We start from the raw sequence: 26,748 nt of genomic DNA, 5'->3' as shown, positions 1-26,748 counted from the left end.
CTGTGCGAATGTCCCTATAAGTTTAAATAGCCCCGCTCTCCTCGATGTACGAGAATGCGGGGCTATCTGTATTATTTACATAAAACCTGCTTATAGAACTTTATAGTTTCTTGCCATGAGTCCACACTTGCTTGCGCGAGCTGCTGCCTTGTTCGCTGATCTGTTGAGATTACTCGCAGATAAGGGATGCCGATGTAATGACCTGCCCCCTCATACTTGAGATGCTTGGACCTTCCGGATGGATGGGCTTGCATCTTTTTGGTGAATCCTAGTGCGGAGAGGGTGGCGGAATCCCAGCTTTCATCTTCCAGCCCCGAGACCATAAGGAGATCGCCATGCATTTTTTCTAATTGTATGGTTGCCTTCTCAAGTAATTCCACGTTCTTCGACAATCCGTCATGCCATAACCGGAGAGGGTTCCCTTTGCGGTTCACCCACATCTCTTTACATTCAAGCGCCAATTCGATTGGGTTATCAGGTTGAAGATAAGGGAGGGGCTGCCCTTGGTAAGTCCATGCAGGTGGAAGCGTTGGCTCTTCCGTCCATGGGACAATTCCACAGAACGATACGGCTGAACCGTTTAATGATACCGTTGCCATGATGTCGGGAAATAGTGTCGCTGACCATAAAGCGAGCTCGCTGCCCCGGGATGTACCATGTATTCCGATGCCTCCTGGTTGAACTTCCTTTTTTTCTTTTATCCAGTTTAAGGCAGACTCTACGTATTCGAGCGGGATCTCCCGAAGTTGCTTCGGGCGTTTCTCTATACCAAAATAGGCCACAGCCAAGACTGAGAAACCGTGCGAGGCCAGAAGGGCTGCGGTTTTCTCATTGATTCCTCCCTCAGATCCTCCCAGAACAATGATGGCAGGTCTCGGTTTCCGATCTTTATGATAAAAGAAGGAGCCGATCAGCTCTTCCTCCTGAATGCTATGATTCTCTATGTCACTACTCATCCATTGACGGGTTATAGCCTGATGTGCCACGATAATATCGGCCATTTCCAGCAGCAAGACCGATACTTGTGGTGACAATTCATCACATGGTTCGGATGGTTGATGTTGATCGATATAGCATTTTATTTCTTCCGTCAAGTGTACAGGTTCCATAGACCAGAACAGGCCCATATGATCTACGCTTTGGTAAGAGCCCTGAACAGGTGATTGACGGCCAAGGTCCACGATCCCTTCTTGGTCTGCGGTATAGCTGGCCTTGGAAGCCAGATAACGTTCGCCGTTTAATTTTTTGATCAGATGTAATGTGATGACCTCTCCAGGCTGAACACCAGTGACGGATATATTGATAGGTTCATCTATTCTGGAAAGAATATCATGGATCACAATGTTTGGATGGCTCACAGTCACAAATCCCTTCATTTTTGAGTGAAGATACTATACTTCTGCTAGGGCGTGTATGCAAACCTAAGCGAGCCAGACCATAATTGATGCCAGCGTTAAAAAAGCCTTGAATGAGCTTGCTNTCACGTATTTCATATCGTCTCATCATACTTATTAATTACCCAAATTATAGGGTCACAGTTTGCATACAGGCCCTAGTGAACGATAAATCCTTTAATCGATGAGATATTCTTGGATTCGTCAACAGCAGCAAACCACGAAGGCGAAGAAAGAGGTGCTCAGTGGTTCTAGTGGTACCGCCGAATATATGCAATCATAGAAGCAAGGGGGTCATACGATGTATTTGGATTTCAGGCCGGCGAATGACCGACCAGCGTATATTCAAGTCAAAGATTACATGAAACGCTTGATAACGACAGGTGCCCTACAAGCGGATCAAAAGCTTCCCTCCACGCGAGAGCTGAGCGCCCTGCTGCATATCGGACGAAATACGGTGCTGAGCGCTTACGCGGATTTAGAGAATGAAGGATATATTTACGCAGTCAAAGGGCAAGGTCACTTCGTGGTCCCTTCGATCAGCGGAGCATCCGTGCATCCGGTAGGCAAGCCGCTGGATTGGAGGCTTCGTCTGAACGATTACGCCAGGCTGGCCGAAGAGAATGACCTGATGAAGCACGGCATACGCGCCGAGAAGGGCGCAATATCTTTTACAAGCATCGCTCCTGATGAGAAGCTGTTTGATCTGCAAAATGTAAAACGTGCCTTTTTGGACCGGATGTCGCTTGAAGGCGATGTGCTTCTAAACTATGGATACGCGAAAGGCTATAAACCACTCATTGATTACCTCCTCAGTTATATGGAGAACAAGGGCGTGAATATTCAGGGGAAGGATATGCTGATCACAAGCGGTTTTACGGAAGCTTTAAGCTTGGTGTTATCTACCTTGAACAAAAACCATGGCCGCATCCTGTGCGAGAATCCGACCCATCATACGGCTATTAAAAATTTTAAAATGCACGGGTACGATATCACCGGTATTGAGATGGAACCTGACGGAATCAGTCTGACAGGATTGGCGCGGGAGTTATCGAACCGGCCTTATGACCTAGCGTACCTTGTGCCTTCTTATCATAATCCAACCGGAATTGTTATGTCTCATCAGAAGCGGCTCGAAGCGTTGCGGCTGCTAAATGATTACGAGATCCCCGTGATTGAGGATGGTTTCAACGAAGAGCTCAGATACTCGGGATCGCACATTGCGCCACTCGTTGCATGCGCAGGCGGAGAGAGTAACAGCGTAATCTATCTGGGCAGCTTCTCCAAGATTCTATTTCCCGGTTTGCGGGTCGGATGGGTGCTTGCCGACAAGACGCTGATTGATTATCTGGAAAGCGTAAAACGTGCCCGCAGCATTCATACGTCGACCTTGGATCAATCCCTGCTCTATCAATATCTGTATAACGGCAACTTTGAGAGGTATTTAAAAAGAGCAAAGGCCGAGTATAAACGAAAATATGAGCTTGCGATCCGCTGCTGCCAGGAATGGATGCCTATGGAACGCTTGTCCGGCGACGGCGGACTTCATGTGTTTATTGAATTTGACCGTGACTTCCGGACCCGGGAGCTTCTGGCTGCCTGCTCTGCCAAGGGCGTGGTGTTTACGCCGGGCGATATTTTCTATACCGATGGCGGGGGGCATCACACCCTGCGTCTTGGCTTCTCCCGCGTCTCTGACGAGAACATTGAGAAGGGGATCCGCATCATCGGCGAGGAGGCAAGAAAGCTGGTGTAATTGGCTGCAACGGAGAGGGCGGAATTATTGTGGAGAAGCGGAGCGTTCTCCTGAAAGCTTTCCAGAGGAAAGCTCGCTTCGGAAGCCAATACAGCCGTCGGATTTCAACAAATACTGGAAGTTGATCTTTGGCTTCAACGGAGAAGGCGGAATTATTCTGGAGAAGCGTAGCGTTCTCCTTTGCCGTCGGATTTCAACATATGAAAATTCCAATCAGTAGAAATCTGAGGGCAACAGAGATCGGAAGAATAATCCGCATGCGGAGTGGTGATCAGCATCCAAGAATGCTTCTCAGACATCATGGGCTGCAATGGAGAAAGCATGCGAAGTGATGCATAGCGATCAGATTGAAGAATTATTTAGGAGGATTACATCATGAAGGTAGGCATCATCATGGGAGGCGTTTCATCCGAGAGAGAAGTTTCGCTAATGACTGGAGCAGAGATGATGGCTCATTTGGATAAAAGCCGCTATGAGGTTTATCCGATCGAAATTAACGATACACGCGAGCTGGTCAGCAAAACGGAGGGCATCGATCTGGCTTTGCTCGCCCTGCATGGCAAATACGGGGAAGACGGGACAGTGCAAGGCACGCTTGAATCCCTGGGAATTCCGTATACCGGCAGCGGCGTGCTCTCCAGCAGTGTGTGCATGGATAAAGATTTGAGCAAGAAGCTGCTTAGATACGAAGGAGTGCCTATAGCTGATTGGATCATGGTCGGCAGTATGGAGGAGTTTGCCGCCGCTGATGTGGGGGAGCTCGGTTATCCAGTTGTTGTGAAACCGAACGCGGGCGGGTCCAGCATAGGTACCCGGATTGTTCGTGGCCCTGCTGACCTTGTACCCGCAGTCGAAGAGGCGCTGAAGTGGGACCGCTCGGTGATGATTGAGCAGTTCATCGAGGGAGAAGAGTTGACTTGTCCGGTTTTGAATGGAGAAATCCTGCCCATAGTGGCGATCAAGCCTCACTCCGAGTTCTTCGACTATACCTCCAAATACAAGGAGGGCGAGGCGGATGAACAAGTAATTGAGCTTCCTGAAGAGCTTCAGGGGCAGGTGTGTACAGTCGTACTTCAATGCTATAAATCGTTAAAGTGCAGTGTGTATGCAAGAGTCGATATCATCTTGAAGAATGGAGTTCCTTATGTTCTGGAGGTAAATACACTCCCGGGATTAACGAAGAACAGTCTACTGCCCAGAAGTGCAGAAGCGGCAGGATACTCGTTTAGCGGGCTTCTGGATGCCATTATTGAAACCTCATTATTAGAACGAAAAAGCGAAGGCAAGGAGTAGAAGGATATGAAACCAACGAACAGCTTTCTGACATCAACCGTGCAAGTTATGCCGCCTTCCGGCATTCGGCAGTTTTTTAATGCTGCAGAAGCGGATGATGAGGTCATTTCACTTGGAGTAGGCGAACCGGATTTCGTGACACCACAATGTGCGATTGATGCCTGCACACGTGCTTTGGAGCATGGTCGTACGATGTACACGCCGAATGAGGGTTTAATGGAGCTGAGAGAAGAGATTGCGGGCTATTTGCATACCGGTTTCCAGTTAAAATATGAACCGTCGAAAGAGATTCTAGTCACGGTTGGAGGCAGCGAAGGGATTGATATTACGCTGCGGGCCCTTATCTCGCCGGGTGATGAGATTATCATTCCCGTACCCGGTTATGTCGCCTATGCTCCTCTAGTGCAGTTGAACGGAGGAGTCGCTGTTGAGCTCGAGTTATCCGCAGAGCATGATTTTAAATTAACTGCGGACGCATTACAGAAGGCGATTACACCCCGTACGAAAGCGATCGTTGTTAACTTTCCAAGCAATCCGACAGGCGCTGTGATGACAGAAGAGGATTGGCTTCCGATTGCGAGCCTTGCAGCTGCGCACAATTTGGTGGTGATCTCCGACGAGATCTATGCCGAGCTGACCTTCGGCAGTACGCATACCAGCATTGCTTCGCTGCCGGGGATGCGGGAACGCACCATCGTCATTGGCGGATTTTCCAAAGCCTTCGCGATGACGGGATGGCGGGTCGGTTACCTCTGCGGCGATGCCGCCTTGGTAAGCGCGATGATCAAGATTCATCAATACACCGCGCTCTGTGCGCCGATTATGGGGCAGGTTGCGGCTATCGAATGTCTACGGAATGGACTGAAGGATCGGGATGCGATGAAGCAGGCTTATGATGAACGTCGAATCATGTTTGCGCAAGGACTAAGCGATATCGGCCTAAGTTGCAGAACTCCACGAGGGGCCTTCTACGCATTTCCCAGCATAGCTGCAACTGGCCTGGGATCACAAGAATTTGCAGAACGCTTACTTCGCGAAGCAAAAGTAGCTGTGGTACCTGGCCATGTATTTGGAGCTGGAGGCGAAAATTTCATTCGCTGCTCATATGCCGCATCCTCTGTCCAATTGAGCGAAGCACTGAGCCGAATGGAGCACTGGCTTCAAACAAACACATCTGCACACCAACGGCAACGTGCTTTATAGAATTCTTGATAATTTGCGGTAGTCGGTGGCGGTTATTCCCTCCAGCCTGCGGAAGATCCGGCTGAAATAATGTATATCCGGGTATCCAACCCTTTCGCCAACGGCCTCAATCGAGATATCGGATTCCCGGAGCAGCCTGCGTGCTTCCCGGTGACGAACGGATTGAACAAATTCACTGGGCGGCATTCCGGCAAAGCGTTTGAACAGCTTGGCGGTATGATCCGCGCTTAACATCAACTGCTCTGCAATCACTCTGTTGCTCCAGTCTTTGGCTGGAGCTTGTTCGATTTGCGTCATAAGCTCAATCAGCCTCGCATTATGCGGCGACGTTTCCATCAAGGACTGGGAGGAATGTGTCCGAAACAATTGGACCAGCACATCCAGCATGAGTCCTTTGCAGGCGAGCTCATAACCGGCAGGACGCAGGGTGAAATCCTCCACGATTCGTTCCATCATCTGAACGCAGGACAGCGGAGGCGTATAGATGACCCGGGAGGAGAGTGGGGGGAAGGCGGGTGACACCGCCTCATGGGCCAATTTATTCACATCCAGCACGGCTTCATTCACGATCATATCTGCTTCCGTTTGGATGTCCAGCTCATCATAAAAATCGAAATGAATCCCCAGAAACCGTGCATCAGGATGGGAAACCACCTCATTCTGGTGGTAAACACCGGAAGGTAAGAAGATCAGTTGACCAGCCTCGATCGAATATGTATTGCCGTACATCGTGGTGACTGCTGCTCCTTGACATACATAAAGTAGTTCAAAATCGTAAAGTCTGCGCTGAGGGAGTGCTCCCGTCGCCATGCGCTGAAACTGAGCATAGTGGATACTGGGCGACCATTCCTTGACTGGCGCTTCTCGTTTTATAGGAAAAGAAAGGCTCACATCAACCATCTCTGACTCACTCCCACATGTAATTAAGAAGATAATAAATAAACACGGAATAATCCAAATATTCGCTTTTCTATCTAAATCAATTTGCAGAGAATTTAATTACTATATAAGTATTATTACATTCAAATACTGTGATTACAACTTAACGGAAAAAGTCAAAACAGGCATTTTCCGAACAAGGAGTTCACAGCAACTGCCTATTGATTCGAGGAGGGATTCGCGATGAAGAAAGGGATTAATATTTGGTCATTTTCCGGAGAAACATCCATCTCTGACTGTATCCGGTTGGCGAAGGAAGCCGGTTTTGACGGAATCGAATTGTCACTGGACCAAACAGGAGAACTCAGCTTGCAGTCAGGTGATAAAGAAGTGCAGCGATTTACAGAGCAGCTGAAAGATGCGGATTTGGAAATTGCGGGCTTAGCAACCGGCTTGTATTGGGATTATCCGATGACAAGCGATGACCCGGCAATCCGTGAAAAGGCCATAGATGTGTGCAAAAAGCAGCTGGAGCTCGCAGCCGCCTTCGGAGTGGATGCCATCCTGGTAATACCAGGGGCTGTAGGCGTCGATTTTATTCCCGGATCCGCCGTTACTGATTATGAATTGGCCTATGAGCGTGCTCAAGAGTCCATTCGCAAGCTGGTACCTTATGCGGAGAGTGCGGGCGTTGCTATCGCGATTGAGAATGTATGGAACAAATTCCTGCTGTCGCCGCTCGAATTGCGAACTTTCATTGATGAAATCGGTTCCAATTATGTTGGCTCCTATTTTGACGTAGGTAATGTCGTTCATAACGGCTATCCTGAGCAGTGGATTCGGATATTAGGCGAACGGATTAAGAAGGTCCATTTCAAAGATTACCGCAGACAGGCCGGAGGATTACACGGTTTTGTTGACCTGCTGGCAGGGGATGTCGATTATCCGGCTGTAATGGAATCGCTGCGTTCCATCGGCTATGACAATTATGTTACGGCAGAGATGATCCCGGCCTACACCCACTATTCAGAGCAGATCATCTTTAATACATCCAATGCAATGGATGCGATTCTGGGTCGGACGCCAACATTGCGAAAGCCGAACGTTCACCTGAGTTAAGTTCAAACATCATAAACAAGGAATGGAGGAAGGACAATGCTGAAAATCGGAATTTTAGGTTTTGGTTTTATGGGCCGCATGCATTTCGACAATTATGTTCGTTTGGCCGAGGAAGGTGCGGACATTCAGCTGGTGGCAATCTGTGATCTGCGTATCGATGAGCTTAAAGACAGCAAAGCCAACGGCAATATGGCGACTGAGCGCGATGTATATAATCTGGATCCTTATCATTTATACGACCATGTGGACAAAATGCTTGAGCATGAGGAACTGGACATCGTGGATGTATGCCTGCCGACATATTTACATGCGGACATGTCCTGCATGCTGCTTGAGCGGGGCATTCACGTCATGTGCGAGAAGCCGGTGGCGGGAAGCTCCGAAGAAGCTTGGCGCATGGCGCAAACAGCGAAACACACCGGAAAAACACTGATGATTGGGCAATGTCTGCGTTTCTGGCCAGCTTATGAATATTTGAAGGAGTGCGTGGAGGACGGCCGTTACGGCAGCATCGTTGCAGGCGAATTCTTTCGGGGATCGGAGCCGCCTAAAGGCTGGTTCCTGGAAGGGGACAAAAGCGGGGGCTGCATTACGGATATGCATGTGCATGACGTGGACATGATTCACTGGCTGATGGGCACACCTGAGCGGGTATCGACGTTTGCCAAAACAGTTATTGAGGGAAGCATGTATGATATCGTATCCACGCACTACAGTTACCCGGATGGCAAAGTAATTAACGCTCATGCGGATTGGACACTGCACGGGGAACATGGATTTTATATGGGATACCGGGTGAATATGGAGCAGGCTACACTTGTATTCGAGAATGGGGAATTGAAAGTGTATCCAGAAGACGCACCAAGCTTTACAGCCGAACTGTCACAAGACTCCGGCTATTACCGCGAGCTCCGGTATTTTATTGAGCATGTTGCGAAAGGGAAGCCGGTATCCGTATGTACACCGGAAAGCGCAGCCGGATCACTAGAGATTATTGAAGCTGAAATTCGGTCGGCCAGAGCGAATGGGGCTTTAGAGATGGTACCCAGGAAGGCATAGTTAACCTAATGCTTCATATCTTCCCGCATCAATATGAAGAACGACAAAAAACCAGCCGATCCGGATCCCGGATCGGCTGGTTTGATTGAAATATAAGATGCAATTCCGCTCCCACAGAACGATGGTTATAGTCCTGCTAATCACAGTTGGAACTCTTGCTGGGGAACACTCTTAGGCTCTGAACGTTTTCAAGAAGTCTACCGCAAGCTTGATGTCGGCTTCCGGACTCGCTTTTACCTCGCGTTCGATTGTCAGATAGCCTGTATAGCCAATATCCTTAAGAGCTTGTAGGTATGCGTTCCAGTTAACGCCGCCTTCTCCAAGCGGTACCTCACGGAACTTCTCGCCGGATTCCGCCATGTCTGCAATTTTGTCATGGTCAAGCGCAGGTGCCTCGTATCCGAAATCGCCATATACATCGCGAGGATCGATATAATCGGCCAGCTTAATGCCGTCCTTCGCATGGGTATGAACAATATAATCCTTCAGGGTATATACGCCTTGTACCGGGTCATCGCCTGTGACCATAACCATATTGGCCGGGTCAAAGTTCACGGATACGCCGTTGGAACCCAGGCCGTCCAGGAATGACTTCAAGTGAGCGGAAGGCTCCGGACCTGTCTCAATGGCAAAGAATGCGTTCATGGATTTAGCGAAGGCACTGAGCTCCATACAAGCATTATGCATCGTTTCATAGACGCGGCCGTTACGATCCTGTGGAACGATACCGATATGGGTGGTGATGATATTGGTTCCTAGCTCCAGGCCGAGCTCCATGATTCGTTTGGATTTCTCGATTTTGGCTGCATTTTCAGCAGGATCCTGGAAGCCGTGCCCGCCAAGGTCACCGACGAGGGCGGAGATTTCAAGGCCTAGCGAATCGATATAATCCTTCATTTCTTTTCGCGCGGAAGTAGAGAGGTTAGCTGGATCCATTTCACCGTGAACGGCATAAATCTGTACGCCGTCAGCTCCTACCTCCCGGGCTTTAACAAGACCTTCTCTTACGCCAACCCGAAAGCTGTCAACAATAACGCCAATTTTATTCGGCATGATAGGCTTTGTCATTGTTATATCCTCCTCAATATTTTATATGATCTATTGAATTTAGACTTCATTCCATGCTTTGCGGACGTATTCCAATCCAAACTTGGCGCCAGTGCGGCAGTCTTCCATTCCTTCGAACTCGATTGAGATATAACCGTCATAACCGGATTCCTTCACAATGCGTACAACTTCCGGCATATCGATATCGCCTTGACCGACAATGGCGCCGCGCAGCCAATTGCCGCTGGAAGTGTTGAACCAGCCCGAACCCGGTGCCCGGTTAGCCGGTCGATAATAGAAGTCTTTGAAGTGAACCATCGAAGCCAGGCCGATGTTGTTCGCGACAGCTACCGTAGACACCTCGTCTGCACAGAGGAAGTTTCCGATATCGAGCGTCGTTTTGAAGTTAGGGTGATTCACAGTTTGAACGAGCGCCTTCACGCGGTCGCTGTGCTGAATGAAATACCCGTGGTTTTCTACACTGGTTGTGATACCGCGCTCTGCTGCATAATCCGCGATGATACGGCAAGCATTAGCCATCCGCGGGAGCTCCTCCAGGAAATGCGTGATCGACAAGTCCTTGGAAGATCCCACATCATGGCGCATCAGTTTGACGCCAAGAGCTGCCGCGATGTCCACTTCGCCTTTGACTCTTTCAATCTCAGCTTCATAAGCAGCATCATCTAATTCGGCGAAATTGGCACCGATGGCATAGTTCGAAATTTCAATTCCTTTGGAAGCGGCATGGGATTTGATGGTATCGATCAATGCTGGTGTTTCTTTCAGATTAAAGCCGAGCGGAACGATCTCGATATGCTCTCCGCCGATCTCCGCAACGTAGTCGATGACGTCGGTAATAGTCATTTCACCTTTGTTCATAGCCTGGTACAGGCTGTATGAGCTTACTCCGAGTTTCATAGCAGAACTTCAGCTCCCTTTTCAGCGGATTCATAGATACCGCACAGAATTTTCATGATTTCCACACCGTCTTCAACTGGGCTGAGCGGTGTTGTACCGTTCTCAATGCTGGAAATGAAGTGATTGACTTCGCTTTGGAAAGCAGCGTCAAAATCAAATCCCTTGTTGTCTGTCTGCGGCTGGATATTGATGATGGTATCATGCTTCTCTGTAACGATGACCACTTCAGGATCAATCTCGAAGCCGCCCTTGTCTCCGAATAATTTAACGGATTGCTGATTGTCCTTCGAATGGAGCGTAAAGCTCACATCTACCAGCAGCGAAGCGCCGTTCTCAAAACGAATCATCGCATTCGCCATATCTTCTACCGTATTCTTCTCCGCATCATAATCAGCTGCCTTGTAGAAGGACAGATTACGGACGTTGGAACGGTTGCCGAGCTTCCGGTATGTATTGGCACTGACGGCAACCGGTTTTGGACGGCCCATCATGTACCAGCATAGGTCAATGACATGGACACCGATATCGATCAATGGCCCGCCGCCGGAACGTTCAATGTCAGAGAACCAGCCGCCAGGATTGCCGAGACGACGGATGGAGGAAGCCTTCGCAAAGTAAATCTCACCGAATTCCCCTTTATCTGCGAACTCGCGAAGCATTTGAGCGTTAGGGTCATAACGTCTTACGAAACCGACTTGAAGCAGCTTGCCTGAAGATTTCACGGCCTCCTGGACTTTAAGCGCTTCCTCAACCGTGCGGCAGAGAGGTTTCTCAACCAATACGTGTTTGCCGGCGTTGAGTGCCGCGATGCTAATCTCGGCATGTGTGTTGTTCCAGGTACAGATGCTTACGGCATCGATTTCCGGATCAGCCAGCAGTTCGTTGTAGTCTGTGTAGATCTTAGTAGCGCCATATTTTTCAGCGGCACGCTGTGCTCGCTCTTCATTTAAGTCACATACAGCGAGCAAGTTTGCGTTCGCATGTTTTTGATAGGATTGCAAATGCATAGCAGAGATCGATCCAGTGCCGATGACGCCAACATTAATAGATTTCATGATTTCATTTCACTCCTCTGATTTTACTGCATTACTCTTTCGTATTATAATGCTTTTAGAGGAAGACACCATGATAAAGCGTGCTGTTTGTTTGTACAATTGTGCTGTCTTACTGGAAGGAGATCAGAGGGTTGGACAAAACACTGCAAGAACCAATGACGATGCCGGATCCCCAGTTTCCGATCAAGGTTCATCGCTGCGATTATGAGGGCCGAGGTCAGGTATTATTTAACCATCACTGGCATGAACACCTAGAATTTCTATATTTTGTTACCGGCGAGGCGAGTCTGGAATGCGGATCATCTACCTTTACGGCGAAGGAAGGTGATGTGATTGTCATCAATCGCAATGAGCTGCATTACGGCGTCAGCCTATCGGATCATTTGCAATATTATGTGCTGATTGCAGACTTCTCGCTGCTGCAGAGCCATTCTCTGGATGCGCCCGAGATGAAATTCATCACGCCGATCACCCAGAATCGGCTGCTCTTTCATAACCGGATCAGCGGGGATGATATTCTATCCTCTATGCTGTCCATTGTCAGCGAGCTGGAGCGCCAGGAGTTTGGTTATGAACTGGCGATAAAGTCCGAGCTGTATCGATTGCTAACGCTCCTGCTACGGGGGTATGTCGCGACCGTTCTCACGCAGGATGAATATGTGGAACGGATGAAGAATGTGGAGCGGTTTGCTCCGATATTCAAGTATATTGAGGATCATTACCGCGAGGACTTATCCGTGGAGCAGTTATCCGCTATGGCCGGTCTGAGCCGCTATCATTTCAGCCGTCTGTTCAAGGAGATCAGCGGAAGAACCGTGATTGAGTATGTCAATGAAACCAGACTTAATCGAGCGGATTATTTGCTTCGCGAAAGTCCGCTTACGGTGTCGGAGATCGCTGCTGCTACCGGGTTCAATGATATTTATTATTTCAGCAGAACCTTTAAGAAATATAAGCGTATGGCTCCGTCGGCATTAAGGAAGAAGTAACAGTCGGCTTGTTCGCCTCCGTGTGTCCCCGTACTGACCATGTAGACATAAGTATAAAAGCAACCTATAATGAATAGACATATGTATTGCATGAAGTGGTGGAGATAGCAGAGAACCCTTTTTGCTTGAGTGCGTACTTGATTTGGTGCGCATTTCTGGCAGGATGGGTTCTCTTTTTAATAGCTTAGTCTTCTTTTACGGCAAGTCGAGATATGGGCTTTGAATATACGTCAGGGAGGGAATGTCAGGTGGATACAAGCTTATCCGCTAGGATGCGGACCCAATATATTCAGGGCATGTCGGCGAACAAGCTGGATGTGCTGGTGATTGGCGGCGGTATCACGGGTGCGGGAATTGCTTGGGATGCCAGCAGTAGGGGAATGTCCGTCGGATTGGTGGAGATGAACGATTTTGCTTCGGGAACGAGCAGCAGGTCAACGAAGCTGATTCATGGCGGACTCCGCTATTTGAAACAAGGGGAACTTAGTCTTGTACGTGAGGTGGGCTACGAACGAGATCTGCTTCACCGAAGCGCTCCGCATCTGATAGAGCCGATCCCCATGCTTCTGCCCATTTATAAGAAGAGCATGTATGGTTATTATGCAAGCGCCCTAGGACTGTTTTTATATGATTGGCTGTCTGGAGTCAAACACGACAAGCGGCGGAAGATGTTCAGACGTGAGGGAACCTTGAAGCTTGAACCGCTTTTACGTAAAGAGGGACTAATAGGCTCCGGGTATTATTGCGAATACCGAACCGATGATGCACGCCTGACGGTTGAAGTGATGAAATCGGCCCAAGCTAAGGGAGCGCTGATTGCCAATTACACCAAAGTACGGGAATTCATATACCGCGGCGGGAAAGTGATCGGAGCTTACGTAGAGGAACGATTGAGCGGTGAAATGTATCCGATATTCGCCAAAAAAATCATTAATGCAGCAGGCCCCTGGGCCGATCTGGTCAGGTTTAAGGAAAGATCGCTGGATGGCAAGCAATTGCTTTTGACAAAAGGTGTTCATCTCGTGGTGGACCACGCCAAGCTGCCCATTAGGCAGGCTGTTTACTTCAATGTGCCGGGCGGAAGAATGATCTTTGTTATTCCAAGGGAGGGCAAGACCTATATTGGAGCAATCGAGACGGTACATGAAGGCGCAATCGAGCCGCCAAACATTACAGATGAAGATCGACAATATCTTATCGAGGCTGTGAATCATGTTTTTCCGGAATCCCGATTGGCCCTTGATGATATTGAATCAGCATGGTCCGGGCTGCGCCCTCTTGTCCGCGAGGAAGGAAAGAGTCCTTCAGAACTATCAAGAAAAGATGAAATTTTGGTATCGGACTCCGGGCTGATCACGATCGCAGGTGGTAAACTGACGAGCTTTAGAAAAATGGCTGAGCGGGTAGTGGATTTTACAGCCAGACAGTTCCAGGATACCGAAGGCATCATCTATCCTCCTTGTACGACCGATCGTCTTCCGATCAGCGGGGGAGAGATGAAAGGTCTTACCTATGAGCAGTTTCGAGAGGTGCTGATCAAACAGGGGAAGTCACTCGGTATCCGAAGGGAGGCCCTGTGGAGTCTAATCAATAGGTACGGCTCCAATACCCCGCTGCTTCTGGAAGGAGTCGATGCTTCTTCGCATAGAGCCGATGCCCTTGAAGAGCAGTTGTTACGCGCGGAAATCGAGTATTCTATTGAGCATGAGATGACGGTGACCGCCGTTGATTTCCTGCTAAGGAGAACAGGCTGGGTATGGTTTGATCGTCAAAAAGCCGAGCAATCGATTGCATCCGTGTTAGCGGTGATGAGCGAATGTTTGGATTGGGATGAGGAAGAGGTTGATAGACAGCGGGAGCTGCTGCAGGAGGAATTGCAATCAGCATGGGGAACGCTGAAGGCAGATGAAATGGACCTGTCCTCGGATTCAACAGATTCAGAGGAGGTCGCGGCAACGGTCTCAGAGGATGAGGCGATTAACTCCACCACCCTATCATCAATGAAATAATAGAAATCTCTAATTTAATATGTTCACCTTGTCAAATGTAAAATATGGATGTAGTATAACCATATAAAGTTATAGAGCTGGGCAGAGATGATGAGAAGCCTTTGCATAACGAAAATCTTTCATTTACTGATAAATGAAAGCGTTTTTCAATGCAAAGTGCTTCTCATTTTTTGTTCCCGCAGAAGCTTTTTGTCCAAGGACTAAAGTGCATAGCGAAGTCATATGTATACGTTACGGATGGGAAGTGTGGATCCATAACAGAACTGATCTGATCAGGACTTATGCAATTTTGCATTCTTGGCGGCGAAAATATCAGATTGAATATGCAGAGGAGAACGAACAATGGACCATTTTTCGGGGTATATTTTTGATTTGGACGGAACGATCTATCTTGGGGCAGAGGCCATCGAGGGAGCAGTTGAAACCATTCATTACCTGCAAGGACTGGATAAAAAACTATTGTTTTTGACCAACAAAACGATAGATTCCCGCGAGAATTATTTGAAAAAATTAGCGAAGCTGGGCATTCAGGTTGAACTGAATAATATATTGAATCCTGCGCTGGTAACGATACATTATCTTCAAAAGCATCAACCCAATGCAAAAGTTTACGTCATCGGCGAGGATATATTAAAAAATGAGCTGCTGGCCAATGGAATTGCCTTTGCATCTACCCCAGAGGAAACGGAAGTTGTAGTTGTATCATGGGATCGGGAATTTCATTACCGTCACCTGGATTTTGCATATCAGGCGATTAAACATGGAGCGGAAGTGATTGCCACGCATCCGGACCGGACTTGTCCGATGCCTGGTGGTGATATTCCCGACTGCGGCGGGATGATTGGGGCGATCGAAGGCACGGCTGGTATCAAGATAACGACCATTATGGGCAAGCCTTCCATCTTGACGGCGTTGACAGCTCTTGATATTTTGGGAGTGAAGGCTGAAGCTTGTCTGATGTCAGGTGATCGACTGGAGACGGATATTCGGATGGGAGAAGAAGCAGGAATGAGCACGGCATTAGTTCTAACGGGTGTATCTACCGAGGATGATCTCGTTGGAAGCAGTGTAAAGCCAACCTATGTGCTCCAGTCGGTCCAAGATATTTATCTACAGCGTACGGCCTGCAAGCAGACCAGGGAAGCTACGTCATGAATTTAACAAAAATATGCCGGGGCAGCGGGAGAAATGGAGAAGTTGTTGCGGTAACGAGGTGAAGACATGAAGACAAGTGGTGAAGGTGCACAACGAATTTCGTATTGTTTGAAGCGTAAGCCCATTATAACGTCATTAATGAATGCCGATGAATTGCCGGCTGTGCTGGCTACCGAATCGAATATCGTGTTTATTCTCAAGACGGATATCTTTATCATTGAATCCATCGTTGAGCAAATCCGGGAAGCCGGCAAGCTTTCGTTTGTGCATTTTGATCTCATTGAAGGGATCGGCAAAGACAAGACGGGTGTTAAGTACTTAGCCGAGAAGGTTGGCATTGACGGAATTGTTACGACCAAAAATACAGCGATCGTGGAAGCGAAGAAATTGGGATTACTAACGGTTCAGCGTTTGTTTGTGTTTGACTCCGTTTCCCTGGACAACGGCATTAAGATGATTAAGGCCTCTAATCCGGATGCCATTGAAGTGCTGCCTGGCATGGTATGTCAGCGGATTATGGATCGTATTCGTGCAGAGGTGGACGTGCCTGTTATCGCAGGGGGACTTATGATCGATTTGGGGGATTTTGATACGGCTTTGAAGAGCGGCGTAATCGGGATATCCACTTCCAGCAAAGATCTGTGGCGCTGGCAGGATGAAAATATGGCATAGCGAAGAGCCGCCTTACATAACAAAGATAGGTGGAGATTAGGAATGGACATGGACGTGTTTCTACTTGAAACAGAGACCATGCTAATGCGGCTGCTCCTTGCAGCACTGCTTGGCGGCTTGATCGGTTGGGAGCGTGAACGCAGAAATAAACAGGCAGGTTTAAAAACCCATCTCCTGGTAGCTGTGGGCTCCACGCTGATTATGCTGACTTCCATTTACGGGTTTGATCCCTCTCTGATCAATCACCCGAATGCGAGGTTTGATCCTGCCCGGTTGGCAGCACAAGTGGTGAGCGGTATCGGATTTCTCGGCGCCGGGGCCATCCTGCGGCGTTCCAACCACATTATTTCAGGACTTACAACGGCAGCAACCTTATGGGTGGCAGCAGCGATTGGTTTGAGTGTCGGTTCCGGTTTTTACTGGCCGGCCGTTATAACGACCACTATCGTTTTGGTCAGTACGCTGGTGCTTAATAAATTGGAATCGAAGTTTCTTTTCATTAAGAAGTCAGGCAGCTTAAAAATCATCATTGAGACTGGAGACCGCCCAGTACATGTGAGCACAATTACCGAATTGCTGCAGAGGGGGAATCTGACCGTTGAAGGGATGATCGTGAACAATGATTCAACAGAAGACGATTCCACCAAGGTAACGATGGAATTTCGGGTGTACTCGTATAATAGTAAGGGAATCGACAGTTTGTTCGAGCAATTGTGGCAAGTAGAGGGAATTCGACAGGTTCGGATGAATTGGCGGGATTAAGGCTTATTATCTGAGAAGCGGCGAGATGGAAGGGACTGAGGCTGGGTGCAGGGTGCACCCAGCCTTACTTAATAGTGTACGTTGGTCAGTTTTTAAGAGGTCCCTTGAGGTTATTATCCGGCAGAGATTTCAGAATGATGTAACCACTCAATATTGCTTGGGAAATATTTATCGAGATTTACCGAGAAAAAATGAAATAATTTACATTTTATGTCCCTTGACTTGAGTGTGTTTATTTTAATAAGTTTTGTATTATTATGCTGTGCTAATATATTCATTCAATTATTTAAACACCATTGAAGATGGAGGTGTTGTTCTAACTGTGTTTGGCGACTCGCTGATCCTTTTTAAAGATAATCTCAAGAAAGCGACATTGAATTTGTCATATAGGTCTGTTACATAATCAATGCTGTTCATCAGTGAACTTAAGGGGTACAGACAAGTATAATGATAGGGGGAAGTATTTTTGAGAGGAGGGGTTGCAGATGAAGAAGCTTGATGGCATGGGCAGGTTGCTTTCCGGTATTTTGGCTGCAGCGATTGGAATAATCGGTTTTATTCAGTATGGGGGAGAGGCACTGGCTTCTGACATACCTATGAACCGCCCTATCGAAGTTCGAGTGAACGGCGGCAAACTTCTACTGGAATCACCTGCAATTATCCATCACGGCAGGGTAATGGTGCCGTTCCGAGATATTTTGACAGCGGTGGGGGCTCAGGTTCGCTGGTCTCAGTCTGAGCAGATGGCGATTGTCAGTAATGGTCAACACACGACGAGCTACATAGTGGGGAAGAATCGTATGATTAAAGACGGCAAGCCCATGACGATGGATGTTCCGCCAATTCTCAGAGAAGGACGTGTGTATATCCCTCTACGCTATTCGGCAGAAGGTTTGGGTGGCCAGGTGGTGTGGGATAACTCTGCAAAAGAGGCTAGGATTTATCCGCTCCTCACTCCGAAAGAGGCGGAAGCTGCGGTGTCCGAGATTGCGAAGCAGGCGGTAACCTATCTGAGAGATCGGGAGTTTGGGAAGCTTGCAGAGCTCGCACATCCGGACGGAATTACATTTTCGCCGTATGCCTATGTAGACCGCAAGAAGGATATCACCCTTAGCAAACAGCAGCTTCGCGAAGGATTTCAGTCAGATACCCTATATCGATGGGGGGAGTATGACGGCAGTGGAAAGCCGATCTTCATGAATGTTGAAGACTATTACAAGAAATTTATCTATACTCAAGACTTTGCCACGGCTCCTTGGGTGGGCTACAATCAATCCAAAAGCGAGGGGAATACGATTAATAATGCAAGCAGTCAATATAAAGGGGCTGTTTTCGTAGAATATCACTTCGATGGATTTCATCCTGATTATGCAGGCATGGACTGGGAGAGCTTGCGGTTTGTATTTCAGCTGGCCGGAAATTCGTGGGTCATCTCCGGTATCATTCATGATCAATGGACGATCTAATATGCGGAAAAATGTCGAATACACGGGAAGTGAGTGCTTTCGACATTTTTTTCATAAAAAATGCTTGCTTTTTAATTGCAGACGTTATATACTCTTAATTACGGTGATCAACACGATCACGAATTACATACTATGCGGTCGTGGCGGAATTGGCAGACGCGCACGGTTCAGGTCCGTGTGGGCTTACCCCCGTGGAGGTTCGAGTCCTCTCGATCTATGAGCAAAGCTGTTTTTTCAAGTGATTACTTGGGGAAACAGTTTTTTTGTTTTTCTCAAAAGAGATGAAATACTATGCTAATGACCATCCTCGCATGGACAATTAGATGGAAAGGGATGATCATATTCTGAAGTTATGCCAGAGATCCATTCAATGATAAAGAAGCAGACCCGAATGCTCTGGCCTGCTCCTTTGATGTTATGTGCAGAAAAAAAGGTCAGGCGAGTTCCTTGAATATGTTCTTGGATCCCGCCCATAGTCCGGCAGCCATGCCCGCACAGCCAAAGATAGTAACCAAGCCAATCAAATGGTAGGCATGTGAACTGAGAAGAAACCCGATGCCGCTTCCCATTGTTGTTCCAGCCAACAAGCCAAGTGCAGCACCAATCTGCTTATGACGTAATTTCAATAGTCCTCTCGTCTCCTCACTTCTTGTTGTATCTCCGTATTAGTTTATATTCCCTGATTGTGTCGAAATATGCCATAACTGAAAATAAGCTCAGCGTTGCCGGATATGATCCAGCTAGGCTGAGCTTAGTCAGGGTTAAGTAAGTATGGTAAGTAACGCAGTCTTGTTTAAGCATCTTCCTTCAGTGCGCAATCTGCGAACAGAACGGATTTAGGGATACGGAAGAACTGTTCTGCCTTATCCTGGAACGCAGCGGAAGGCAGGGTACCCTGGTGCAGCCACTTACGGAATGTTCCGGGATGCACACCGATCCAGCGACTGACATCGCTTACGGATAGGTCATGAACCATGCACAAGCCTGTCAGAATCCGGTTACTGACCGGAGAGCGCGTCAGTGTGCGCTTCATAAAGCGGGAAGGTGCCGGCTGACAGATCAAAGGGGACTTGTCCAGCAGTTCTTCTCTGAAGAGAATATGGCGGGGGTATCCCAGATAACTGCACGCCTTCTCCAGATTACTTTTACCGGGAACACGTCCTTCATATACCCAGGCGCTGACACTGCGAGAGGAAACTCCCAGTTCCTCGGCTAGTTGTGACAACTTGATATCATTGGCCATAAGAATGGCGAGTAGGACGCGGTTGCGAATTTGGCAGCGGGTCGGCCTGCGGAAGCGCTTGACACGCACACCTTTCCCCAGATATTTACGATTGATCAGGGACCACGCCTCAATAGAGTGTTTTTCTTGTTGTAGTGGTGTAGGCATAATTCCTCCGATTTTTTTAACACAATACTACAATATTCGACACTATCTTTTCAATAGCCAAACGTTAAACATTTGTTTCCATATCGTTGTTACCTGATTTATGCGGCTGAGAGATTTGATATTCTGCTTAAGCTTTGTAATTAAAACGTTGAACCAAATATTCGTATTTTTTAGATTTGAAGTAAATAAATACATTGTTTATCATGAATATGTACACTAAAAACGGAAATTATAACGAAAATCACCTTAAACATTCGTCATTTATAGGAACTGAATAATGAAAAAAGATACCATTCACAGATGGGGAATATTGGAATTCTTATTTGCAAGCGAGTTTCCATACCGAGCACGAAAGAAGCAAATATATGTTTAAGTACAGTCTTTCCGTTTGTCCTAGGAGCGGCCGTAAACGATTTCTTTTTCTTGATGAACGGGGTATGATAGAAAGATAGATTTACATACATGGAAGAGATGGAGGAACGGGCGATGATTAAACATATTGTTTTTTTTAAATTGAAGGAACCCACGGCAGCGAATATTGAGAAGACCGTACAGGTTCTACGCAACATGGATGGTAAGATTCCGATGGTCAGATCTCTCGAAGCGGGTGCTGATGTGATTCACTCTGAGCGCTCTTATGACTTGGCTTTGATCGTTGAAGTGGACAATCTTGAAGATTTGCAAGCATATGCTGTACATCCTGTTCATCAGGAAGTGATTCAATATATCAATACAGTGAAAGATCATACGCTTAGCGTAGACTTTGAAGTATAGACGATTCTGATTGAATTATTACGACAGGCTGGAGGAGATTTGCCGTGTATTATGTGAATCAAGAGCAAATTGAACGGCGGCTGAATGCAATCCCGGAAATTGCGGAAGGGTTGCGGACCGCGGCACAATCATGGGACGGAGGATTGACACTGGGGTTGGTCCAGGAGCGTGCGCTTCATCTGGCAATCGAAGTTGTTACGGATATTGGAAGCTACCTGATCGACGGATTCATTATGCGGGATGCCAGCAGCTACGAAGATATTATGGATATCAATCATGAGGAAAAAGTATTTCCGCAAGAGGTTCATACCGTGCTTCTGGATTTGGTGCGCTTGCGTAAGCCGCTAGTTCAAGACTATTACGAGTGGGAGAGACATAGCCTTCATCCATTAACTCCGCTTCTGCCTGATGTACTGGAGCAATTTGCAGATAATGTCCGTGAATATTTAAAGAATGAAATGTACTGACAGGGTGTACCGCTGGATTAACCTGTCCTAGCAAGAGCAGGCTCATCTGTTGAATTATAAGAAGAACAGACCTTCAAGGATCCTTGAAGGTCTGTTTTGGTATGGGCTTAATATCCTCGAACAAAAGGTTTGGGCGGCATCTCCCCTCAAGAATATGTCGGCTGGAGAATTTATTTATGGGGTATTGTGTCAAAACAAGCCCATGCTGCTTATAATGCATCAAGCGACTAGGCATTCGCCCGGTCGAGACGAAAGGAGGAATTTCCCGATGACAGAATGGAACGCGCTCACCACATCCATTGGCATCATACTAATCGCGGTTGTATTGGTTATCATGATGCTGTCGGTTAAGAAGCTGATGCGACGGGCCGAGAACTTACTGGGCCAGCTTGAGGAAGACAGCACTCGATTGACCCAGGAAGCTTCACAGGTGTTGAAGCAGGCATCCGTCTCATTAGAGTTGATTCAGCGTCAACTGGAAGCTGTTGAAGCTATAGCTGCCTCCATCACCGATGCTGCCTCAGCGGTTGCCAAGACGGCCGATGCGGTTCATGCTGTAGGGAAAAAAGCTTCCATAACCGCCATTGAGCACCTGGAACGTGCTCGCCTTGATAACGAACGGCAGATCGGGGAGATGTTCCGGTGGGTTGACGCCGGAATGACGCTTTGGCATTCATGGAACAAATACACCTCCAAGTCCGGCGAAGGGCAAGCCAAATAGAAGGAGAGATGGAAGATGAAAGAGAAGAGCAAAGGACTCCTCTGGGGAGTATTGATCGGCAGTGTAGCAGGTTCGGTTACCGCACTTCTGTTGGCTCCAAAATCGGGCAAAGAGCTGCGGAATGACATTACCGACGGTGCCCGCGGCATCGGTAATAAGGTGCAGGAAGCAGCAGAGAAAGTAGGCGAGCAAGGCGTTCATTTTATCGGCCTTATGACGGATCGGGCAGAGAATGTAATCTCCGATATTCAGTCCTGGCGTAATCGCCAAGAGGGCTGGCTGGCAGAAGAAGAGGTAGCTCAGGTGTCTTCGTTTGACCGTGAGTATGATGTGGATGGCGAAGATGACGAGACCTATGCCTCTACTGTTTCAGAAGTGAAGATCAGCGAATAATTCCGATTAGACGGTTATAGACCGTATCATCTTTGATCTTATATCAAAAAGCTGCTGCATACGGTGAAAGCCGGGGCCGATTAGGGCCCCGGCTTTGCTGCTTATAGGGGACAAGCGTCATTGTCCTTCATTTTTCTGTAATGGAAATTCGGTGAATGGATATCGTTAGCATAGGACTGATGAAAGATATGCGTCGCAGCGGGCGAGAGCGGAGGAATCAGCCAGCTCCAATCGCCAGTAAGCTCACGACCAGCTTGTTCTTCACGTCGCTCGAATGCAGCGAATTGAGTGGCGGCCGTATGGTGATCGACGATGCTGACGCCTGCTTTTTTGTAGGAATAGAGCACCGCATAATTGAGTTCCACCAATGCTCGATCCCGCCATAGGCTGGATTCGCTGGAAGTATCCTGTCCCATGAGCTGGGCTATCCGAGGAAGCTTGTTGTAGCGCTGCTCGTCGGCCAGATTGCGTGCTCCGATCTCCGTTCCCATATACCAGCCGTTGAATGGAGCGGCCGTATAGATGATGCCGCCGATCTCAAGCTGCATGTCCGAAATGATGGGTACCGCGTACCACTTCAATCCTTCCTCTATGAGCGCTGGCATCTCAGGATGCTCCAAGGAAACTTCCATTACGCAGGAGCGGGGGATCTCACGCCATTCTGGAGGCTCATGTCCCTGCTGTACAACGAGTGGCAGCACATCATGCGGGGACATGTCTCCCTGCCATCCTAGTCCCATGCATTCTTTTGTAAAAGAGATGGATGCCGGGTCTCCAATGATACCGCTTGGCGTTTCATAACCCGCATACCGTATCAGCTGATGGTTTTTGATGATTAGGGGTTCCTCCCCTGGACGTGCAGCTCTGAATATCGTAATCTTAGGTACGATTCTGCCGCCATTGGTGGCGCTCTCGATATGATCGATAAGAGCGGATAGAATATCCGAGGATTCTGTTAGATGCCGGGCATCGGTTACATGAAGGCGATCCCAGAACAACCTGCCGATGCAACGATTACTGTTTCGCCAAGCGATTTTTGCCCCAAGGATCAGTTCCTCTGACGTATGCTCATACGTACCTGTCAGCTCAATCTGCTCGCGGATGTCCTTCAACCGGGCTTCCGCTTCCTCTTCCTCTATGGTTCGGTTTAGTTCTGTATAACAGAGCGTAATAAACTGCTTCGCCGACTGGAAAAGATCAGTATGATGCAAGTTGTTATTCACAAGAAGGTCTCCTTTACTATGCACGTACTTAAATATAGAATAACACTCTCGCAAAACGAAAAAGGTAGGAGAGTCCTACAATTGCTTGAACAAAGGAACCGGAGGTCCTTAATCCTGAAGCCCTTTATTGAAGATAGGGGGGAATTGGGGTAAGATTTAAGGTACATTTCGATCTGAAATGACATATGGTATCACTGTGAGCCAAGATTATGACAAGAAGGAAGCGGTGGGTTCGTGCAGCAAGCAATCGCAATACTAGACTCGGGTGTGGGCGGGCTGACTGTCGCAAAAGAAGTGATGAGACAGCTCCCGAGAGAGAAAATTATTTATTTTGGAGATACAGCCCGCGCACCCTACGGACCCCGTACACCGGAAGAAGTCCGTTTATTTACGGAGCAAATTGTAGACTATTTAATTCAATATGACCCCAAAATGATCGTCATCGCCTGTAATACGGCCACGGCAGCAGCGCTTGATTATATTTCATCCAAAGTGCCTGTGCCGGTCATTGGTGTCATTCACCCCGGCGCGCGAGCCGCGATAAGCGCTACAAAGACAGGCAACGTCGGAGTTATTGGTACAGTTGGAACTATTGGCAGCGGAGCATATACAGCCGCTCTGAAACAGCTGTCACCTTATGTAGAAGTGGAGAGCCAGGCTTGCCCTGAACTGGTCCCCCTCGTCGAACACGGACTGTTTCGTTCGAAGGAATCCTTGCAGGTTGTACAGGAATCGCTGAGAGGGATCAAGGATTCTCCAATTGATTGTCTCATTCTGGGCTGTACACATTATCCGTTTCTCATGAATACGATTCAAACCGTCATGGGACGTGGAGTGAAGCTGATCAGCTCTGCCGATGAGACGGCTCGCGAAGTCAGTACCATTCTTTACGATAAAGGGCAGCTCGCGAGCAGCGAAGAGAGTCCGGTGCATCAGTTCTTCTGTACGGGTGACCCGGTGATTTTCCAAAGCATTGCAACCGAATGGCTTGGAGATCATATCAAGCGGACGCCTGTTGTATGGCAAATTACTAAGCTATAATCAACAATTCATGCTTTAGATTTCTCGGAGAATACAAGGGGATCACCCAAGGTTTAGGCAGGCAGGACAAGGAACTACCTTGTATGCCTGCCTATTTATATGGGCAATTAAGGGAAGCGGTATTGTTGTTAATGGTATTCTCAACTTGTAATGCTCTATATGATACATGTTGGACAAACGGCAGCTCATATACATGGAATGGACGCTAATCGAAGCGGTTTTGCCGCGGAAAGGAAATCCATTATGCAGCAATATGTCGTGCAGAAAGGCGATACACTCAGACGCGTAGCAGCCAGACATAGTCTGGCCTATGAACAGCTGATTACGGCAAATCCATGGGCGGCCCAGCAGCCATATCTTCAGCAGGGTCAGATGTTATATCTTCCGGCCTCGCTGCGTCGCAGGTATGTCATCCAGGAGCAAGATACGCTAGATAGCATTGCCTTGACTTTTCGATTTCGAAAGGAGGCACTGGTGGAACTGAATCCTGGATTATCGGCGACTCATCTTCCCCAGGGCAAAACGGTAGTCCTCCCAGTTTCCACAGATAAACACTTAATACGATTATCCGGTGAGTATGGGCCGGCAGATCTGGAGCGGGACATCGGTGAGATGCAGAGGCGCTATCCTGCAGTGGAGTGGAGCATCATCGGTAGAAGTGTATTAGGCAAACCCTTGTATGCTGCCAAAATCGGCGAGGGTCCAAAACATCTGCACATAAATGCCGCGCTCCATGCGAATGAATGGATCACCACCCCTTGTCTAATGCGATTCTTGGAAGAGTACAGCCGATCATTAGCCCATCAGTCGCCTGATTATCTGCAGAATACGGATGAGTGGTATCGGAACTATACATTATGGGTTGTGCCGATGGCAAATCCGGATGGCGTCGAGCTCGTCCAAGAAGGAGTTACTCCCGTACATCCCTTTTATGGCCGCCTGCTCGAATGGAATGGTGGACGTGAAGACTTCCGACGGTGGAAGGCAAATGTGAATGGTGTGGATTTGGGGGATCAATTTCCTGCGCATTGGAATGAGGAGGTTGCACGCAGAGGGAAGTATCGCCCGTCGCCACAGGATTATGCTGGGACTAAACCGCTTAGCGAACCGGAAGCTGAAGCCGTTTATGAGCATACGCTGGGGATCTGTCCGATTCGAGCCATCTCGCTTCACAGTCAAGGCAAGGAAATTTATTGGAATTATAGAGACTACGAGCCCCCCGAAAGCGAGAAGATGGCACGGATATTGGGGCAGGCCGGCGGCTATCGCCCAGTCAAGCTGCAGGGCAGTGATGCGGGATATAAAGACTGGTTCATTCAGCATTTTCGGAAGCCGGGCTTTACAGTTGAAATTGGTTACGGGATTAATCCACTGCCGCTTGAAGATTTTGAAGATCTGTGCGTTGAGGTGAGAGCTATTCTGTCTGCGTTCATGACTTTGGAGTAAAAGCATATGAAACGCAAGTATCTACGGGAGCGTATATTGAGAACAAGAGGCCGCTGCTCATCTGGTTAAAAGCGGGGGCCCTCTTTCACGTTCTGAGCGATGACGGCTTTTCTCGTTCCACTGATGGCTAATTTCTTAGAGTTTCGTAAATTGGGTAATGATATAGGCAAGCAGTTGGAATGGAGGGAACACCTATGAAGTGGAGAAGATTATGGTCGCTTCGACGCTGGTCGCATGTATTCCAGAGGATATTCGGTTATTTGGCCTCTTCCCGGATTGCATTAGGGGACAAGCTGCTATTTCTGATTCCGGTTGCCCTGTATTGGGTGCTGCCGGATGTTATGCCTTTGCTTCCGATTGATGATATCGGGTTTACGATGCTGCTGATGAACTGGTTTGTATCCCGGGTTGAACGGAAATATCCAGGCTTACTTGAGAAGGACCAGGGTACGGCAAAACGTGTTCGTTAAAGAGAGCAGGATTAATACCAATCCGATATGGCTTGTGCCCTTGCGAA

26 protein-coding genes and 1 tRNA gene are annotated in these 26,748 nt (G+C 48.1%); 19 read left to right on the top strand and 8 right to left on the bottom strand.

Going from position 1 to position 26,748, the window contains the following annotated elements:
• Positions 1 to 71 precede the first annotated feature (71 nt).
• Positions 72 to 1,376, bottom strand: coding sequence for an acyl-CoA thioester hydrolase/BAAT C-terminal domain-containing protein (locus tag AM231_RS16080; protein WP_082341661.1), 1,305 nt, complete (start codon positions 1,374 to 1,376; stop codon positions 72 to 74).
• Positions 1,377 to 1,695: 319 nt separating this feature from the next.
• Between AM231_RS16080 and AM231_RS16075 the strand changes: the two genes are divergently transcribed.
• The 3 genes from AM231_RS16075 (at position 1,696) to AM231_RS16060 (ending at position 5,646) form a co-directional block, all read left to right on the top strand.
• A complete protein-coding gene (locus tag AM231_RS16075) occupies positions 1,696 to 3,150 on the top strand; it encodes an aminotransferase-like domain-containing protein (RefSeq protein ID WP_054403420.1) in 1,455 nt (484 codons plus the stop codon).
• A gap of 375 nt (positions 3,151 to 3,525) precedes the next feature.
• Entirely contained in the window at positions 3,526 to 4,443 is a 918-nt protein-coding gene (locus AM231_RS16065) for a D-alanine--D-alanine ligase (protein ID WP_054403418.1), read from the top strand.
• Positions 4,444 to 4,449: 6 nt separating this feature from the next.
• Positions 4,450 to 5,646: an aminotransferase class I/II-fold pyridoxal phosphate-dependent enzyme gene (locus AM231_RS16060; protein WP_054403417.1), complete on the top strand. Its 1,197-nt coding sequence runs from the start codon at positions 4,450 to 4,452 to the stop codon at positions 5,644 to 5,646.
• Here AM231_RS16060 and AM231_RS16055 read toward each other — a convergent pair.
• Entirely contained in the window at positions 5,641 to 6,546 is a 906-nt protein-coding gene (locus AM231_RS16055) for an AraC family transcriptional regulator (RefSeq protein ID WP_054403416.1), read from the bottom strand. The two genes, AM231_RS16060 and AM231_RS16055, sit on opposite strands and share 6 nt — an antisense overlap.
• 222 nt (positions 6,547 to 6,768) lie before the next feature.
• Here AM231_RS16055 and AM231_RS16050 point away from each other — a divergent pair, with 222 nt between their 5' ends.
• Together AM231_RS16050 and AM231_RS16045 are read left to right on the top strand one after the other, a co-directional pair.
• The gene (locus AM231_RS16050) at positions 6,769 to 7,644 is read left to right on the top strand and encodes a sugar phosphate isomerase/epimerase family protein (protein WP_054403415.1); all 876 of its coding nucleotides are present in this window, start codon (positions 6,769 to 6,771) and stop codon (positions 7,642 to 7,644) included.
• 36 nt (positions 7,645 to 7,680) lie between these two features.
• A complete protein-coding gene (locus AM231_RS16045) occupies positions 7,681 to 8,703 on the top strand; it encodes a Gfo/Idh/MocA family protein (RefSeq protein ID WP_054403414.1) in 1,023 nt (340 codons plus the stop codon).
• Between the two features lie 171 nt (positions 8,704 to 8,874).
• On the opposite strand, the gene AM231_RS16040 is transcribed toward AM231_RS16045, so the two are convergent.
• The 3 genes from AM231_RS16040 to AM231_RS16030 are packed head-to-tail and all read right to left on the bottom strand — an operon-like array spanning position 8,875 to position 11,723.
• Positions 8,875 to 9,771 (bottom strand): sugar phosphate isomerase/epimerase family protein, encoded by an 897-nt coding sequence (locus AM231_RS16040; RefSeq protein WP_054403413.1) that lies wholly within the window; start codon positions 9,769 to 9,771, stop codon positions 8,875 to 8,877.
• A 39-nt stretch (positions 9,772 to 9,810) separates the two neighbouring features.
• Positions 9,811 to 10,668 (bottom strand): sugar phosphate isomerase/epimerase family protein, encoded by an 858-nt coding sequence (locus AM231_RS16035; protein WP_053492091.1) that lies wholly within the window; start codon positions 10,666 to 10,668, stop codon positions 9,811 to 9,813.
• Positions 10,665 to 11,723, bottom strand: coding sequence for a Gfo/Idh/MocA family protein (locus AM231_RS16030; protein ID WP_053492092.1), 1,059 nt, complete (start codon positions 11,721 to 11,723; stop codon positions 10,665 to 10,667). The genes AM231_RS16035 and AM231_RS16030 overlap by 4 nt, the downstream gene beginning before the upstream one ends.
• Positions 11,724 to 11,854: 131 nt before the next feature.
• On the opposite strand from AM231_RS16030, the gene AM231_RS16025 reads away from it, so the two are divergent.
• The 7 genes from AM231_RS16025 (at position 11,855) to AM231_RS15995 (ending at position 18,994) form a co-directional block, all read left to right on the top strand.
• On the top strand, positions 11,855 to 12,712 hold the full coding sequence (locus AM231_RS16025; RefSeq protein ID WP_053492093.1) for an AraC family transcriptional regulator: 858 nt from the start codon (positions 11,855 to 11,857) through the stop codon (positions 12,710 to 12,712).
• Positions 12,713 to 12,960: 248 nt separating this feature from the next.
• Positions 12,961 to 14,721 carry a glycerol-3-phosphate dehydrogenase/oxidase gene (locus AM231_RS16020; protein ID WP_054403412.1) on the top strand — a complete coding sequence of 587 codons (1,761 nt, stop codon included), beginning with the start codon at positions 12,961 to 12,963 and terminating at the stop codon, positions 14,719 to 14,721.
• 342 nt (positions 14,722 to 15,063) lie between these two features.
• Positions 15,064 to 15,876: an HAD-IIA family hydrolase gene (locus AM231_RS16015; protein ID WP_053492095.1), complete on the top strand. Its 813-nt coding sequence runs from the start codon at positions 15,064 to 15,066 to the stop codon at positions 15,874 to 15,876.
• Between the two features lie 66 nt (positions 15,877 to 15,942).
• Positions 15,943 to 16,548, top strand: a complete 606-nt coding sequence (locus tag AM231_RS16010; protein ID WP_054403411.1) for a glycerol-3-phosphate responsive antiterminator — start codon at positions 15,943 to 15,945, stop codon at positions 16,546 to 16,548.
• Between the two features lie 42 nt (positions 16,549 to 16,590).
• Positions 16,591 to 17,310: an MgtC/SapB family protein gene (locus AM231_RS16005; protein WP_423212911.1), complete on the top strand. Its 720-nt coding sequence runs from the start codon at positions 16,591 to 16,593 to the stop codon at positions 17,308 to 17,310.
• A gap of 485 nt (positions 17,311 to 17,795) precedes the next feature.
• Positions 17,796 to 18,776: a copper amine oxidase N-terminal domain-containing protein gene (locus tag AM231_RS16000; RefSeq protein ID WP_054403410.1), complete on the top strand. Its 981-nt coding sequence runs from the start codon at positions 17,796 to 17,798 to the stop codon at positions 18,774 to 18,776.
• Between the two features lie 133 nt (positions 18,777 to 18,909).
• Positions 18,910 to 18,994: transfer RNA gene (locus AM231_RS15995), tRNA-Leu, on the top strand.
• A 216-nt stretch (positions 18,995 to 19,210) separates the two neighbouring features.
• Here the strand turns inward: AM231_RS15995 and AM231_RS15990 are convergent.
• Together AM231_RS15990 and AM231_RS15985 are read right to left on the bottom strand one after the other, a co-directional pair.
• Entirely contained in the window at positions 19,211 to 19,402 is a 192-nt protein-coding gene (locus AM231_RS15990) for a hypothetical protein (RefSeq protein ID WP_054403409.1), read from the bottom strand.
• Positions 19,403 to 19,569: 167 nt separating this feature from the next.
• Complete coding sequence (locus tag AM231_RS15985) at positions 19,570 to 20,166, bottom strand: XRE family transcriptional regulator (RefSeq protein WP_054403408.1); 597 nt, start codon at positions 20,164 to 20,166, stop codon at positions 19,570 to 19,572.
• Between the two features lie 486 nt (positions 20,167 to 20,652).
• Between AM231_RS15985 and AM231_RS15980 the strand changes: the two genes are divergently transcribed.
• The 4 genes from AM231_RS15980 (at position 20,653) to AM231_RS15965 (ending at position 22,521) form a co-directional block, all read left to right on the top strand.
• Entirely contained in the window at positions 20,653 to 20,940 is a 288-nt protein-coding gene (locus tag AM231_RS15980) for a Dabb family protein (protein WP_053492099.1), read from the top strand.
• A 44-nt stretch (positions 20,941 to 20,984) separates the two neighbouring features.
• Positions 20,985 to 21,407, top strand: a complete 423-nt coding sequence (locus tag AM231_RS15975) for a DUF86 domain-containing protein (RefSeq protein ID WP_054403407.1) — start codon at positions 20,985 to 20,987, stop codon at positions 21,405 to 21,407.
• A 268-nt stretch (positions 21,408 to 21,675) separates the two neighbouring features.
• Positions 21,676 to 22,128: a DUF948 domain-containing protein gene (locus AM231_RS15970; RefSeq protein WP_054403406.1), complete on the top strand. Its 453-nt coding sequence runs from the start codon at positions 21,676 to 21,678 to the stop codon at positions 22,126 to 22,128.
• A gap of 15 nt (positions 22,129 to 22,143) precedes the next feature.
• Positions 22,144 to 22,521, top strand: a complete 378-nt coding sequence (locus AM231_RS15965; RefSeq protein ID WP_054403405.1) for a YtxH domain-containing protein — start codon at positions 22,144 to 22,146, stop codon at positions 22,519 to 22,521.
• A gap of 101 nt (positions 22,522 to 22,622) precedes the next feature.
• On the opposite strand, the gene AM231_RS15960 is transcribed toward AM231_RS15965, so the two are convergent.
• Positions 22,623 to 23,744 carry a nitric oxide synthase oxygenase gene (locus AM231_RS15960; RefSeq protein ID WP_054403404.1) on the bottom strand — a complete coding sequence of 374 codons (1,122 nt, stop codon included), beginning with the start codon at positions 23,742 to 23,744 and terminating at the stop codon, positions 22,623 to 22,625.
• Positions 23,745 to 23,978: 234 nt separating this feature from the next.
• Between AM231_RS15960 and racE the strand changes: the two genes are divergently transcribed.
• The 3 genes from racE to AM231_RS15945 all read left to right on the top strand — a co-directional run bounded on the left by racE (position 23,979) and on the right by AM231_RS15945 (position 26,701).
• Positions 23,979 to 24,785, top strand: coding sequence for a glutamate racemase (gene racE / locus AM231_RS15955; protein ID WP_053492103.1), 807 nt, complete (start codon positions 23,979 to 23,981; stop codon positions 24,783 to 24,785).
• A 243-nt stretch (positions 24,786 to 25,028) separates the two neighbouring features.
• The gene (locus tag AM231_RS15950) at positions 25,029 to 26,231 is read left to right on the top strand and encodes a M14 family metallopeptidase (RefSeq protein WP_054403679.1); all 1,203 of its coding nucleotides are present in this window, start codon (positions 25,029 to 25,031) and stop codon (positions 26,229 to 26,231) included.
• Positions 26,232 to 26,425: 194 nt separating this feature from the next.
• A complete protein-coding gene (locus AM231_RS15945; protein ID WP_053492104.1) occupies positions 26,426 to 26,701 on the top strand; it encodes a hypothetical protein in 276 nt (91 codons plus the stop codon).
• The last annotated feature ends 47 nt before the right edge of the window (positions 26,702 to 26,748 follow it).

This window comes from Paenibacillus solani (assembly GCF_001277345.1).
GTDB lineage: Bacteria > Bacillota > Bacilli > Paenibacillales > Paenibacillaceae > Paenibacillus_AQ > Paenibacillus_AQ solani.
This window is presented reverse-complemented; position numbering and strand designations above follow the sequence as displayed.

Excerpts from the sequence above, each read along its gene's own strand:
- AM231_RS16015 (WP_053492095.1), top strand. The coding sequence starts at position 15,064 with ATGGACCATTTTTCGGGGTATATTTTTGATTTGGACGGAACGATCTAT.
- AM231_RS16000 (WP_054403410.1), top strand. The coding sequence starts at position 17,796 with ATGAAGAAGCTTGATGGCATGGGCAGGTTGCTTTCCGGTATTTTGGCT.
- AM231_RS15950 (WP_054403679.1), top strand. The coding sequence starts at position 25,029 with ATGCAGCAATATGTCGTGCAGAAAGGCGATACACTCAGACGCGTAGCA.
- AM231_RS16080 (WP_082341661.1), bottom strand. The coding sequence starts at position 1,376 with ATGAAGGGATTTGTGACTGTGAGCCATCCAAACATTGTGATCCATGAT.
- AM231_RS16045 (WP_054403414.1), top strand. The coding sequence starts at position 7,681 with ATGCTGAAAATCGGAATTTTAGGTTTTGGTTTTATGGGCCGCATGCAT.
- AM231_RS15985 (WP_054403408.1), bottom strand. The coding sequence starts at position 20,166 with ATGCCTACACCACTACAACAAGAAAAACACTCTATTGAGGCGTGGTCC.
- AM231_RS16030 (WP_053492092.1), bottom strand. The coding sequence starts at position 11,723 with ATGAAATCTATTAATGTTGGCGTCATCGGCACTGGATCGATCTCTGCT.
- AM231_RS16040 (WP_054403413.1), bottom strand. The coding sequence starts at position 9,771 with ATGACAAAGCCTATCATGCCGAATAAAATTGGCGTTATTGTTGACAGC.
- AM231_RS16050 (WP_054403415.1), top strand. The coding sequence starts at position 6,769 with ATGAAGAAAGGGATTAATATTTGGTCATTTTCCGGAGAAACATCCATC.
- AM231_RS16010 (WP_054403411.1), top strand. The coding sequence starts at position 15,943 with ATGAAGACAAGTGGTGAAGGTGCACAACGAATTTCGTATTGTTTGAAG.
- AM231_RS16060 (WP_054403417.1), top strand. The coding sequence starts at position 4,450 with ATGAAACCAACGAACAGCTTTCTGACATCAACCGTGCAAGTTATGCCG.
- AM231_RS15965 (WP_054403405.1), top strand. The coding sequence starts at position 22,144 with ATGAAAGAGAAGAGCAAAGGACTCCTCTGGGGAGTATTGATCGGCAGT.
- AM231_RS16075 (WP_054403420.1), top strand. The coding sequence starts at position 1,696 with ATGTATTTGGATTTCAGGCCGGCGAATGACCGACCAGCGTATATTCAA.
- AM231_RS15980 (WP_053492099.1), top strand. The coding sequence starts at position 20,653 with ATGATTAAACATATTGTTTTTTTTAAATTGAAGGAACCCACGGCAGCG.
- AM231_RS15945 (WP_053492104.1), top strand. The coding sequence starts at position 26,426 with ATGAAGTGGAGAAGATTATGGTCGCTTCGACGCTGGTCGCATGTATTC.
- AM231_RS16065 (WP_054403418.1), top strand. The coding sequence starts at position 3,526 with ATGAAGGTAGGCATCATCATGGGAGGCGTTTCATCCGAGAGAGAAGTT.
- AM231_RS16005 (WP_423212911.1), top strand. The coding sequence starts at position 16,591 with ATGGACATGGACGTGTTTCTACTTGAAACAGAGACCATGCTAATGCGG.
- AM231_RS16035 (WP_053492091.1), bottom strand. The coding sequence starts at position 10,668 with ATGAAACTCGGAGTAAGCTCATACAGCCTGTACCAGGCTATGAACAAA.
- AM231_RS15970 (WP_054403406.1), top strand. The coding sequence starts at position 21,676 with ATGACAGAATGGAACGCGCTCACCACATCCATTGGCATCATACTAATC.
- AM231_RS16055 (WP_054403416.1), bottom strand. The coding sequence starts at position 6,546 with ATGGTTGATGTGAGCCTTTCTTTTCCTATAAAACGAGAAGCGCCAGTC.